This window comes from Novosphingobium acidiphilum DSM 19966 (assembly GCF_000429005.1).
GTDB classification, from domain to species: domain Bacteria; phylum Pseudomonadota; class Alphaproteobacteria; order Sphingomonadales; family Sphingomonadaceae; genus Novosphingobium; species Novosphingobium acidiphilum.
This window is the reverse complement of the sequence record NZ_AUBA01000001.1, coordinates 281,328-293,119: the sequence shown is the minus strand read 5'-3', so window position 1 is coordinate 293,119 and position 11,792 is coordinate 281,328. Positions and strand designations below refer to the sequence as shown.

General features: G+C 63.4%; 12 protein-coding genes. 7 read left to right on the top strand and 5 right to left on the bottom strand.

Annotation, left to right across the window (positions count from 1 at the left end):
- Positions 1-7: 7 nt before the first annotated feature.
- Positions 8-205 carry a hypothetical protein gene (locus G404_RS0101435; RefSeq protein WP_028639505.1) on the bottom strand — a complete coding sequence of 66 codons (198 nt, stop codon included), beginning with the start codon at positions 203-205 and terminating at the stop codon, positions 8-10.
- A 131-nt stretch (positions 206-336) separates the two neighbouring features.
- Positions 337-1,623: a phosphopyruvate hydratase gene (gene eno / locus G404_RS0101430; protein ID WP_028639504.1), complete on the bottom strand. Its 1,287-nt coding sequence runs from the start codon at positions 1,621-1,623 to the stop codon at positions 337-339.
- 257 nt (positions 1,624-1,880) lie between these two features.
- Here eno and G404_RS17675 point away from each other — a divergent pair, with 257 nt between their 5' ends.
- The 5 genes from G404_RS17675 (at position 1,881) to G404_RS0101405 (ending at position 3,998) form a co-directional block, all read left to right on the top strand.
- Positions 1,881-2,438 (top strand): hypothetical protein, encoded by a 558-nt coding sequence (locus G404_RS17675; protein WP_036519856.1) that lies wholly within the window; start codon positions 1,881-1,883, stop codon positions 2,436-2,438.
- A 19-nt stretch (positions 2,439-2,457) separates the two neighbouring features.
- Positions 2,458-2,838 carry a phage holin family protein gene (locus G404_RS17670; RefSeq protein WP_036519973.1) on the top strand — a complete coding sequence of 127 codons (381 nt, stop codon included), beginning with the start codon at positions 2,458-2,460 and terminating at the stop codon, positions 2,836-2,838.
- The gene (locus G404_RS17665; protein ID WP_051280014.1) at positions 2,835-3,182 is read left to right on the top strand and encodes a hypothetical protein; all 348 of its coding nucleotides are present in this window, start codon (positions 2,835-2,837) and stop codon (positions 3,180-3,182) included. Before G404_RS17670 ends, G404_RS17665 begins: the two co-directional genes overlap by 4 nt.
- Before the next feature lies 1 nt (position 3,183).
- Positions 3,184-3,663, top strand: a complete 480-nt coding sequence (locus G404_RS0101410; protein ID WP_028639503.1) for a hypothetical protein — start codon at positions 3,184-3,186, stop codon at positions 3,661-3,663.
- Positions 3,664-3,776: 113 nt separating this feature from the next.
- Positions 3,777-3,998: a DUF4170 domain-containing protein gene (locus G404_RS0101405; protein ID WP_028639502.1), complete on the top strand. Its 222-nt coding sequence runs from the start codon at positions 3,777-3,779 to the stop codon at positions 3,996-3,998.
- 68 nt (positions 3,999-4,066) lie between these two features.
- On the opposite strand, the gene greA is transcribed toward G404_RS0101405, so the two are convergent.
- The 3 genes from greA to carA all read right to left on the bottom strand — a co-directional run bounded on the left by greA (position 4,067) and on the right by carA (position 9,224).
- Complete coding sequence (gene greA, locus G404_RS0101400) at positions 4,067-4,540, bottom strand: transcription elongation factor GreA (protein ID WP_028639501.1); 474 nt, start codon at positions 4,538-4,540, stop codon at positions 4,067-4,069.
- 133 nt (positions 4,541-4,673) lie between these two features.
- Positions 4,674-7,988 carry a carbamoyl-phosphate synthase large subunit gene (gene carB, locus G404_RS0101395; protein ID WP_028639500.1) on the bottom strand — a complete coding sequence of 1,105 codons (3,315 nt, stop codon included), beginning with the start codon at positions 7,986-7,988 and terminating at the stop codon, positions 4,674-4,676.
- A 66-nt stretch (positions 7,989-8,054) separates the two neighbouring features.
- Positions 8,055-9,224 (bottom strand): glutamine-hydrolyzing carbamoyl-phosphate synthase small subunit, encoded by a 1,170-nt coding sequence (gene carA / locus G404_RS0101390; protein ID WP_028639499.1) that lies wholly within the window; start codon positions 9,222-9,224, stop codon positions 8,055-8,057.
- A 156-nt stretch (positions 9,225-9,380) separates the two neighbouring features.
- Here carA and G404_RS0101385 point away from each other — a divergent pair, with 156 nt between their 5' ends.
- Together G404_RS0101385 and dnaG are read left to right on the top strand one after the other, a co-directional pair.
- Positions 9,381-9,839, top strand: a complete 459-nt coding sequence (locus G404_RS0101385) for a GatB/YqeY domain-containing protein (protein WP_028639498.1) — start codon at positions 9,381-9,383, stop codon at positions 9,837-9,839.
- The gene (gene dnaG, locus G404_RS0101380) at positions 9,836-11,725 is read left to right on the top strand and encodes a DNA primase (protein ID WP_028639497.1); all 1,890 of its coding nucleotides are present in this window, start codon (positions 9,836-9,838) and stop codon (positions 11,723-11,725) included. The genes G404_RS0101385 and dnaG overlap by 4 nt, the downstream gene beginning before the upstream one ends.
- Positions 11,726-11,792 lie beyond the last annotated feature (67 nt).

Genomic DNA, 11,792 nt, shown 5'->3' with positions numbered 1-11,792 from the left:
CCATCGATCAGCCCCGACACCGCGCAGCGCGGCGCCGGGCGATCCGCCCCGCAACGATCATCGTGGCGCCCAGCCCCAGCATCGCACCGGCGACAAAATGCGCGGCAAATGTGATCGGCTGTCCCACCCGCAGCAACGGCAACAGCACCGCATACATCACCAGCGCGCTGCTCGTCAGCAACAGGCCGATACGTTGACGATCCATCGAAGTGCCTTTCGCTTGGGTGCCCGGATGCAAAAGGGTGCCATGGTGCGTGAGCCCGCGCAAGTGCAGTGCGGCCCCACACGGGGGCCGGGCCATTCGGCCCGCCCCCGCTGGCGGCATCGGCGTGCCGATCAGACCCTGATCCGGCCAAACGCGCCGCGCCCGGCGTAATGCGCCGACATGCCGAGTTCTTCTTCGATGCGGATCAGCTGGTTGTACTTGGCCAGCCGGTCGCTGCGCGCCAGGCTGCCGGTCTTGATCTGGCCGCAATTGGTGGCGACCGCCAGGTCGGCAATGGTCGAATCCTCGGTTTCGCCCGAACGGTGCGACATGACCGCGGTATACCCGGCGCGCTGGGCAATGCTGACGGCTTCCAGCGTTTCGGTCAGCGTGCCGATCTGGTTGACCTTGACCAGCAGCGAATTGGCCAGGCCCTGTTCGATGCCCATGGTCAGACGCCGCGGATTGGTTACGAACACATCGTCACCGACCAGCTGCACTTTGTGCCCGATCTTGCCTGTCAGCGCAGCCCAGCCGGCAAAATCGTCTTCACCCATGCCGTCTTCGATCGACACGATCGGATAGGTTTCGGTCAACGCCGCCAGATAGTCGGCAAAGGCTTCTGACGTCAGCGAAAGGCCCTCGCCGCGGATTTCATACTTGCCGTCGCGGAAGAATTCTGTGGCGGCGCAATCAAGCCCCAAAGCGATATCCACGCCCGGCTTGAAGCCGGCCTGTTCCACCGACGCCAGGATGAAATCCAGCGCATCGCGCGTGCTCGACAGATTGGGGGCAAAGCCGCCCTCGTCGCCCACTGCAGTGGCCAGGCCCTTGTCGTGCAGGCCCTTTTTCAGCGTGTGGAACACTTCCGAACCCCAGCGCACCGCTTCGGCCAGGCTGGGCGCGCCGATCGGCAGGATCATGAATTCCTGGAAATCGATTGGGTTGTCGGCGTGTTCGCCGCCATTGATGATATTCATCATCGGCACCGGCAGGACATGCGCCGAAACCCCGCCGACATAGCTGTACAGCGGCAGGCCGCGCGCATCTGCCGCCGCCTTGGCCACCGCCAGGCTGGTGCCGAGAATGGCGTTGGCGCCCAGCCGCGCCTTGTTTTCGGTGCCGTCGAGTTCGATCATTGCCAGATCGATCTCGCGCTGGTCTTCGGCATCGACGCCGACAATCGCCTCGGCAATTTCGCTGTTCACCGCGTGAACGGCCTTCAACACACCCTTGCCCAGATACCGCGCCTTGTCGCCATCGCGCAGTTCGACCGCCTCGTGCGCGCCGGTCGAAGCGCCCGAGGGCACCGCAGCGCGGCCGAACGAGCCGTCTTCCAGCAGCACATCGACTTCAACGGTCGGGTTGCCACGGCTGTCGAGGATTTCGCGCGCGTGAATATCGATGATCGCGGTCATGGTGGGGCCTTTCAAACAGGGCTGTCGGCGTTGCGACGGTGCAGCAGGCGCCGGGGTATCATCCGGCAGGGCATCTGAGGCGGGCTCCTATCGGCTGCGCCAAAGTCAGGCAAGCACCCGTGTGCACCTGCGAGGTGTCACGAAATCGAATTTTTGAAAGCAAACCGAGGGACCTTCCGCTAATAACGTGCATATAGTCCATTCGCGCCTTCGTGCAGGCGTTGCGTCGTCAGGTACCCGCAAAAAGGAATTGAGCCATGGAAGACACGAACTCCCACCCCGAAACGGACACCGAAACCGCGCACTCGACCGTTGCTGCGGGTGTCGAGGAAGCCGAAGCGATCAAATCGCGGTTTGCGCGTGCGATCGACGATGCCAAGGCCAACGCGCAGGATTTGCGCAGCAACGCCGCCGAAATCGCGGCTGCGGCGCGCGAAAAGGCAGGCTCCACGGCGAACGAGCTGACCGAACAGGCCGGAGCGCTGGCCAAGCAGGCGCGCGACAAAAGCCTGGATGCGGTGCGCGTGGGCAAGGACAAGACCAGTGAAGCGATTGCCTCGGTCGGCCGGGCAATCGGCGATACGGCACCGGTCATCGACGAAAAGCTGGGCGTGCAATACGGCGATTATGCCCGCAACGCCGCTGGCGCGCTTGAAACATCGGCAGAAAAGCTGGCTGCCAAAGATATCGCGGACCTGACCCAGGACGTGGCTGCCTTTGTCCGCAAAAGCCCGGCGACCGCGCTCGGCCTTGCCGCAGTTACCGGTTTCCTGCTTGCCCGCCTGTTCAGCCGTTCGGGCGAACGTGACGCCTGATCAGCCCGGGCGCCCTTTCATGGACGAAAACCAGCGGCCTGACGAACCGACCGAGCCTCCTTCGCTGGCGCAGTTTGCCTCTGCACTGGCCAAGGATGCAGCGCTGCTGATCGAGGCAGAGACGGCGTTTTGGCGCAAGGCCGTGGCCTATGCGTTGGCGCAGACCAAGACGATCGCAATGCTGATCGTGCTGGCGCTGTTCCTGGCGTTTTTCACGCTGATGGCGCTGGTTGTCGGGCTGCTGCTCGCGCTGGCTCCGTTGATCGGCGCATGGGCTGCGATGGGTGCGGTGGCGGCTGGCCTGGCATTGTTTGCGATCGTCTCTGCGCGTATCGCACTGCGCCGGGTCAGGCGCATGGTGCGCCTGCTGACCGGCACTGGCGGTGGAGACCGGACATGACCACCGCCAGCGACGAAGCGGCACTTGTGGCGGCGCGCAATCTGCGCGACGTGGCGCGCGAACTGGTGCGCAACGATATTGCCACGATCCGGTCAGACCTTGCGGCACGGCCGCTGGGTGAACGATTGCGCCAAAAGGTCGTGTCCGGTCTTGCCGATACGGCGGACAGCGCGGTTGCGCTCGCGCGGGACAATCCCGCGGTGCTGGCGTTGACCGTGACGGCGCTGATCGGCTGGTTCGCAAGGGAACCGCTGGGAAGGTTCGCGCGTTACGGTGGGGTGACGGCAAAACGCTGGCTGGTCCCGCATGCCCGCAGGATCATCCAACGACCAAGGAGAAACTGACGTGACCGATACCGAAACCACGCTGGCCGAGCGGCTTGAAGAAGCGCGCGAACGCAGCGGCGAATTGGCCGCGAATGCGTCGACCAAGGCCCGTGAATTCATCCATGATCATCCCGTTGCCAGCGTTGCCGGCGGCATCGTGCTGGGCGCGCTGCTTGCAGGCGTGCTGGCGCGACCAATGCGGCGCAGCGCCTCCGCTGACGTCGGCCGCGCCGAGGCGGTCGGCAATGCCGCGGCGGAACGGATCGCCCGGCTGGCTGCGATCGGCGCAGAGCTTGCCCTTGCCTATGCCACCAGCGCGGCCAGCGCGGGCAAGACCGGCGTGGGCCATATCGAAGACCGGATTGTCGAACAGTTCGGCCACCTTGGCGAAAATGGCGCAGAAGCGACGCGCAAGCTTGGCAACCTGGCTGAAGTGGCGCTTGGCGCACTGCGCGAGGCCGGCGAAACCGCCATCCAGCGCCTGAAACGGCGCGACTGATCGCCGCACGCCGATCGCGCGATCGCATCAACAAAGAGGTTCAACGGACTTGAATTGCATGGGCGCATTTGTCAGGGGCACTGAGTTCCTCGTTCCCCTACGGAAAGTATCCCATGCAAAAGCTTCACCTGGTGATGGGCGGTCGGGTCAAGGACCCGCAGGGCCTTGAATTTGTCGATCTGAAGGCGATTGACCTGGTCGGCGTCTATCCCGACTATGCGTCGGCGGAAGAGGCCTGGCGTTCGTCGGCGCAACGCACCGTCGACGATGCCGAAATGCGGTATGTCATCGTGCACATGCACCGGCTGCTCGAACCCGACCTTTCAGAAGGTTGAAGCGCACAAAAAAGCCCCGCATCCAGAGGGATGCGGGGCTTTTTTGATATGCGCTGGGCAAAGCCGGTTCAGATGAATTCGATTTTTTCCACCACATAGAACCGGTCGCCCGCAGGCACCGTCACTTCGATCTCGTCTTCCACGCGACGCCCGATCAGGGCTTTGCCCAGCGGCGAATTGTAGCTGATCCGGCCGCGTTTGGCATCGGCTTCGGCCAGACCGACGATCTGGTACCGCACCGGCTTGTCCGCATCATCGAGCAGCGTCACGGTTGCGCCGAACACGATGCGATCACCCGACAGCGTGGTCGGATCGATGATGTTGGCGCGGCTCAGCTTGTCCTCAAGATCGGCAATCGTCGCTTCGATCTGGCCCTGACGCTCTTTTGCGGCGTGATATTCGGCATTTTCCGAAAGATCGCCATGCGCGCGCGCCTCTTCGATCGCGTCAACGACCCTGGGGCGTTCCTCGCGCAGCGCTTTCAGCTCCGAAAACAGCTTGTCATAGCCTTCCTGAAGCATCGGCAGCTTTTCAGTCGCCATCCGTATTCCTTTTCAACCGATCTGCGATGAGTGAACCCCGAAACGGGGTATCATCGAGGGAAAAATCTGCCCTGCCGGGACCTTGCGGGACCCGGACGAGACAACTGCTTGTGCAGGAGGTACCTGTGCAAGGCTATTTATAATAGTCCTGCAACGACCGGACATCAAGTTCGGCGCTGCGCAAAGCCTCGATCGCCTGCGCCGCCGCCAGCGAAGCCGCAGCCGTGGTGAAATAGCACACTTTGCCGTTCAGCGCCGAACGCCGGATCGATTGCGAATCCTTGTGGCTTTGCCAGCCCTCGGTCGTGTTGAAAATCAGGGTGATTTCGCCGTCGATGATATGATCGACAACATGCGGCCGACCTTCGGCCACTTTGTTGACGCGTTCGACCGGAATGCCCTGCTGTTCCAGATAGGACGCGGTGCCGCCGGTGGCGACCACATCGAAGCCGAGCGCCACCAGCGTACGGACCGCAGGCACGATCACCGGCTTGTCGCTGTCCTTGACCGAAACGAACAGCTTGCCGCCGTCGGGCAGACCGGTGCCCGCCCCCAGCTGCGATTTGGCAAAGGCCACCGGAAAATTGGCGTCAATACCCATGACTTCGCCGGTCGATTTCATTTCGGGCGACAGCGCGGGATCGACGCCGGGGAACCGCGCAAACGGGAAAACCGCCTCCTTGACCGCCATATAGCCGATGTCGCGGCGGATCGGCGGCAGGTCCGCCAGTTTTTCGCCCGCCATGATCCGCGCGGCATATTTGGCAATCGGCTGGCCGATCGCCTTGGCCACAAACGGCACCGTGCGGCTGGCGCGCGGGTTCACTTCGATCAGATAGACCAACCCGTCCTTGACCGCGAACTGGATGTTCATCAGCCCGCGCACGGTCAGTCCGTTGGCAAGCAGCACCGCCTGGCGCTCCATTTCGGCGATGATCGCATCGGGCAGGTTATAGGGCGGCAGGGTGCAGGCGCTGTCGCCCGAATGGATGCCCGCCTCTTCAATATGTTGCAGCACGCCCGCAATCACCACCTGGTCGCCATCGGCCAGCGCATCGACATCGCATTCGATCGCATCGCGCAGATACTGGTCGATCAGCACCGGGCTGTCGCCCGACACTTTGACCGCAGTGGCGATGTAATCGTCAAGCTGCGCCTGGCTGTCGACGATTTCCATCGCGCGCCCGCCCAGCACATAGCTCGGCCGGATCAGCACCGGATATCCGATGCGCGCCGCCACCGCGACCGCTTCGTCGCGACTGCGCGCCATGCCGTTGGCCGGCTGCAGCAGGCCAAGCTGTTCCACCAGATCGGAAAAGCGTTCGCGATCTTCGGCAAGGTCGATCGAATCGGGCGATGTGCCCAGGATCGGGATGCCCGCATCCTGCAGCGCCTGCGCAAGTTTCAGCGGGGTCTGCCCGCCAAACTGCACGATCACGCCCACCAGCGTGCCGTTCGAGCGTTCGACATCAAGGATTTCGAGAACGTCTTCGGCGGTCAGCGGCTCGAAATAGAGCCGGTCCGATGTGTCGGGATCGGTCGACACCGTTTCGGGATTGCAGTTGATCATGATCGTCTCGAACCCGGCAGCATCGAGCGCGAAACAGGCGTGGCAGCAGCAATAGTCGAATTCGATCCCCTGCCCGATGCGGTTCGGTCCGCCGCCCAGGATCACGATCTTGCGCGCAGCGCTGGGCGCGGCTTCGTTTTCGGGTTCGGCGAACAGACCACCTTCATAGGTTGAATACATATAGGGCGTCACCGCCTCGAATTCGGCGGCGCAGCTGTCGATGCGCTTGAACACCGGGCGCACGCCCAGCCGGTGGCGCAGATCGCGCACTTCGGCTTCGCTGGTGGCGCCCGCCATCGCTTCGACCACATCGTGCAGCAGCCCGGCGCGCGCCATGTTGGCATTGCCCGCCATCGCCACCGATCGCACCGCCAGCTTGGCCAGCCGGCTGTCGGAAAAGCCCATCGCCTTCAGGCGGCGCAGGCCGGCGGCATCGCGCGGCAGGCCATTGGCCACGACTGTCGCTTCTTCGGCGATGATTTCGGCGATCTGGCGCAGGAACCACGGTTCGTATTTGGTCACGGCGTGGACGTCTTCCACGCTGAAGCCTTCGCGGAACGCCTGCCCGATCACCAGAAGGCGGTCGGGCGTGGCCAACGACAACGCGGCGTTGATCTGGTCGCGGCTGGCGCCTTCCAGATCTTCCACCCGATTGAAGCCGTCGAGCCCGGTTTCCAGGCCGCGCAGCGCCTTTTGCACCGATTCCTTGAAATTGCGGCCGATCGCCATGACTTCGCCGACCGATTTCATCGCGGTCGACAACAGCGGTTCGGACCCCTTGAACTTTTCGAAGGCGAACCGCGGGATCTTGGTCACGACGTAATCGATCGTCGGTTCGAAACTGGCCGGCGTCGCCCCGGTGATATCGTTGGTGATTTCATCCAGCGTATAGCCGACCGCCAGCTTGGCGGCGACTTTGGCAATGGGAAATCCGGTGGCCTTTGACGCCAGCGCCGATGAACGCGACACGCGCGGGTTCATCTCGATCACAATCAGGCGGCCATCCTTGGGATTGACCGCAAACTGCACATTCGATCCGCCGGTCTCGACTCCGATTTCGCGCAGCACCGCAATCGATGCGCTGCGCATGATCTGGTATTCCTTGTCGGTCAGCGTCAGCGCGGGCGCGACCGTGATCGAATCGCCGGTGTGCACGCCCATCGGATCGACGTTTTCGATCGAACAGATGATGATGCAGTTGTCGTGTGCGTCGCGCACGACCTCCATCTCGTATTCTTTCCACCCGAGCAGCGATTCCTCGATCAGCACTTCGGTGGTGGGCGATGCTTCCAGACCGCCGCGGACGATGCGGATGAATTCATCCTTGTTGTAGGCGATCCCGCCACCGGTGCCGCCCAGCGTGAACGACGGGCGGATGATCGAAGGCAGCCCGGTTTCTTCCAGCACGGCCAGCGCTTCGTCGACCGTATGCGCCACACCCGACCGGGCGGATTCGAGCCCGATCTTGTCCATCGCGTTGCGGAATTTCAGGCGGTCTTCGGCCTTGTCGATCGCTTCGGCATCGGCGCCGATCATGGTCACGCCATATTTTTCCAGCGTGCCGTCGCGGAACAGCGCCAGCGCGGTGTTGAGCGCGGTTTGCCCGCCCATCGTCGGCAACAGCGCATCGGGCCGTTCCTTGGCGATGATCTTGGCGACGATCTCGGGCGTGATCGGCTCTACATAGGTGGCGTCGGCCATTTCCGGATCGGTCATGATCGTGGCCGGGTTCGAATTGACGAGGACAATGCGATAGCCCTCTTCCTTCAGCGCCTTGACCGCCTGCGTCCCCGAATAATCGAATTCGCAGGCCTGGCCGATAACGATCGGACCGGCGCCGATGATCAGGATCGAGGAGATGTCAGTGCGTTTGGGCATGGTGGGTTATGCTGCCAGACTGGAAGGAAGGGAATATGCGCAGGCGGATGACAGGCAAGCCAAAGCTTAGCCCAATCCGCCCACAAATTTTTCGAACAGGTAAAGACTGTCCTGCGGCCCGGGGCTTGCTTCGGGGTGATATTGCACGCTGAACGCGCGTTTGGCGGTCAGTTCGATGCCGCAATTCGATCCGTCGAACAGCGACACGTGGGTTTCGACCACGCCTGCGGGCAGCGTTGCCGCATCGACCGCAAAGCCGTGGTTCATGCTGGTGATTTCGACCACATTGTCGCCAAGCCGCTTGACCGGATGGTTTGCGCCGCGGTGGCCCTGGTGCATCTTGATGGTCTGCGCGCCGGTGGCCAGCGCCAGCATCTGGTGGCCAAGGCAAATCCCGAACACCGGCACATCGGCGTCCAGCAGCCCCTTGATCACCGGCACCGCATAGGCGCCGGTCGCCGCCGGATCGCCCGGTCCGTTCGACAGGAACACGCCGGCAGGCTTCAACGCCATGACCGCATCGAGCGATGTTTCGGCGGGCACCACGGTCACGTCGGCGCCTGCGGCCACAAGGTTGCGAAAGATATTGTCCTTTGCACCGTAATCGATCGCCACCACATGCGGGCGGCCAGTGCCGGTGGGCAGGGTATAGCCCTTGCCCAGATGCCAGATCGAACCCGACCAGGCTTCGTGCCCTTCGCGGCTGACCTTGCGCGCCAGATCCATGCCTTCAAGGCCCGGCCAGGCGCGTGCGCGATCAAGCAGCGCCTCGATATCGAACACGCCGTCCGGCGCATGCGCGATCACCGCATTGGGCGCGCCCAGCAACCGGATCCGGCGGGTCAACGCCCGCGTATCGATGCCAGCAAGGCCGATTTTGCCGTGAAGTTCCAGCCAGTGGCCAAACGTACCCTGGCTGCGGAAATTGGCCGGTGCGGTTACATCTTCACGCACGATGCAGGCCACCGCGCCGGCGACGCCGTGGCTTTCATTGTCTTCGCTGTTGGTGCCGACATTGCCGATGTGGGGAAACGTGAAGGTCACGATCTGCCCGGCATAGCTGGGGTCGGTCATCACTTCCTGATACCCGGTCATAGCGGTGTTGAAGCAGACTTCGCCCACCGCGTTGCCCACCGCGCCAAAGCCACGGCCCCAGGCAACCGACCCATCGGCAAGAACAAGGCAACCCGTCGCGCCATCTGGTTTGGGCGCGTGCGAAAATGCGGGGTCGGCCATGGTCTGGGGCGCTCCGTTGGTCAGGGTTTATGGCGATGTTGCTAAGGTTCGCCCGCTAGGCGCATCGGACGGCAGCGTCAACCTAGCCGTCACCAGATTCTTCGCTTAAGGGGTGGTGACAGGCGTTTGACACGCATTTTCAGGAACCCTTCGATCATGATCCGCGACACCATCAAGGCCGCCCAGATTTCCGCGATGAAGGCCGGCGACAAGCCGCGCCTGGCCGCCGTGCGGTTGATTCTGGCCAAAGTGAAAGACCGCGACATCGAATTGCGCACCGCCGCGACCCAGCCCGACGACGATGTGCTGGTGGTTGATGTGCTGCAAAAAATGGTCAAGCAGCGCCGCGAATCGATCACATTGTACGAACAGGGCGACAGGCAGGAACTGGCCGATATCGAACGCAGCGAACTGGCCGTGATCGAGGAGTTCCTGCCCGCACGGATGACCGACGACGCGGTCAAGGCGGCGATCGCGGCGATCATCGCCGAAACCGGTGCGGCCGGCCCCAAGGACATGGGCAAAGTGCTTGGCCCGTTGAAAGCGCGCCATGGCACCGAAATCGACATGGGTGCCGCCAGTGCGCTGGTGAAAGCCGCGCTGGCGAACGGATGAGCCTGACCCCGCAGTGGCTGGATGAACTGCGCGCCCGGACCAGCCTGTCGGGGCTGATCGGGCGCACTGTGCGCGTGACCAAGGCGGGGCGCGAATTCAAGGCGTGCTGTCCGTTTCACAACGAGAAAAGCCCCAGTTTCACGATCAACGACGACAAGGGGTTCTATCACTGCTTTGGCTGCGGTGCGCACGGCGATGCGATTCGCTGGATGACCGAACACCAGGGCCTGCCGTTCATGGACGCGGTCAAGGAATTGGCGGTGCTGGCCGGGATGGAGGTGCCGGCACCCGATCCGCGCGCAGCCAAACGTGCCGAAGCGGCCAAGACCCTGCACGATACAATGGCGGCGGCGCAGGACTTCTTTGTGCGCAATCTGGCGGGCGATGGTGGCCAGGCCGCGCGCACCTATCTTGCCACGCGCGGGTTTTCGCGGGGCGTGATCGAAACGTTCGGGTTTGGCTTTGCCCCCGATTCGCGCGGCGCGCTCAAATCGGCGCTGGGTGAATTCGGCGTCGAGCAGCTGATCGAGGCGGGCCTGCTGATTTCGGTCGAGGGCCGCGATCCCTATGACCGGTTCCGCGGGCGGCTGATGCTGCCCATCCATGACACGCGCGGACGGGTGATCGCGTTTGGCGGGCGCATCCTGACCGCCGAAAAATCCGACGCACCCAAATACCTCAATTCACCCGACACGCCGTTGTTCGACAAAGGCCGCACGCTGTACAACCTGCACCGCGCGGCACCGCCCGCACGCGGATCGGGGCGGATGGTCGTGGTCGAAGGCTATATGGACGTGGTCGCGCTGGCCAATGCCGGAATTGCCGAAGCGGTCGCACCGCTGGGCACGGCGCTGACCGAAGACCAGATCGCGCGGCTGTGGCAGGTGGTGCCGTGCCCGGTGTTGTGTTTCGACGGCGATGCCGCCGGGCAGCGGGCGGCACGCCGCGCGCTGACCCGTGCGCTGCCGCTGCTGAAACCGGGGCACAGCCTGTCGATCGTCACTCTGCCCGCCGGCATGGACCCCGACGACGTGGTCAAGACGCAAGGCCCCGCGGCGATGGAGGCGATGCTGGCCCAGGGCGTGTCGTTGATCGAGGCGCTGTGGCAGACCGAACGCGATGCTGCACCACTGACCACGCCCGAAGACAAGGCCGGACTGAAACAGCGCCTGGTCGAAGCCACCGAGACAATCCAGCACCCCGACATCCGCGCGCTCTATCGCCGCGATCTGCTCGACCGGTTTGGCGCGCTGGCCTATCCCCAACGCGACCCCGCAGCGCCGCAGCGACCCGCCTTTACCCCGCAGCGGCGCGGGACCAAGGGGCCGAACGGCCGCTGGATGCCGCCAGAGCCGCCGTTGCCGCCCGAAAGCCTGACCCAGATGCAAAAGGTCGGACAGGTCATGATAACCTTGCGCCCGCTGCTGGCGGCGGTGCTGCTGGGCCTGATCGCCGATCCGCGGCTGATCCGCCGCCACGGCGAACAGATGGCGCGAATCGCACCATCGGACCTTACCGCCGACGGCCTGCTCGATTCGCTGCTCGAACTGGGCGATCAGCATGGTGCCGATGAGGACGGACCCGGTCTTGAAATGTCGGATCTCGTCACCAAATTGGGCTCTCGGGGTCTGATTGTGCCGACCTCAGACGATCTTGCCGGGATGCCGTACGAATTCATTGCGCGGGGCGATCCTTCGGGAATTGCCGAATCCATCGAGATTATCGTGGAATTACCGCTGGTTGAATTGGCATTGGCAGAAGCGAATGCAAAGACCCAGCACGAGCTGACCGAACAGAGTTTTGCCGAACAGCAGCGGCTGGTGCAACGAAAGCTGGCATTGCGCGCACGGTTGGGGCAAATGGGTCGTGCTCGTGCTGCGTTATAATTATAGCGGCGCCTGAAACGAAGGCGCTGCGCGAAAAATCTGGCGTGGCTCGAACAAACGGTATCGG

Coding starts and splice junctions, on each gene's coding strand:
- G404_RS0101435 (WP_028639505.1), bottom strand. CDS start 205: ATGGATCGTCAACGTATCGGCCTGTTGCTGACGAGCAGCGCGCTGGTG.
- eno (WP_028639504.1), bottom strand. CDS start 1,623: ATGACCGCGATCATCGATATTCACGCGCGCGAAATCCTCGACAGCCGT.
- G404_RS17675 (WP_036519856.1), top strand. CDS start 1,881: ATGGAAGACACGAACTCCCACCCCGAAACGGACACCGAAACCGCGCAC.
- G404_RS17670 (WP_036519973.1), top strand. CDS start 2,458: ATGGACGAAAACCAGCGGCCTGACGAACCGACCGAGCCTCCTTCGCTG.
- G404_RS17665 (WP_051280014.1), top strand. CDS start 2,835: ATGACCACCGCCAGCGACGAAGCGGCACTTGTGGCGGCGCGCAATCTG.
- G404_RS0101405 (WP_028639502.1), top strand. CDS start 3,777: ATGCAAAAGCTTCACCTGGTGATGGGCGGTCGGGTCAAGGACCCGCAG.
- greA (WP_028639501.1), bottom strand. CDS start 4,540: ATGGCGACTGAAAAGCTGCCGATGCTTCAGGAAGGCTATGACAAGCTG.
- carB (WP_028639500.1), bottom strand. CDS start 7,988: ATGCCCAAACGCACTGACATCTCCTCGATCCTGATCATCGGCGCCGGT.
- carA (WP_028639499.1), bottom strand. CDS start 9,224: ATGGCCGACCCCGCATTTTCGCACGCGCCCAAACCAGATGGCGCGACG.
- G404_RS0101385 (WP_028639498.1), top strand. CDS start 9,381: ATGATCCGCGACACCATCAAGGCCGCCCAGATTTCCGCGATGAAGGCC.
- dnaG (WP_028639497.1), top strand. CDS start 9,836: ATGAGCCTGACCCCGCAGTGGCTGGATGAACTGCGCGCCCGGACCAGC.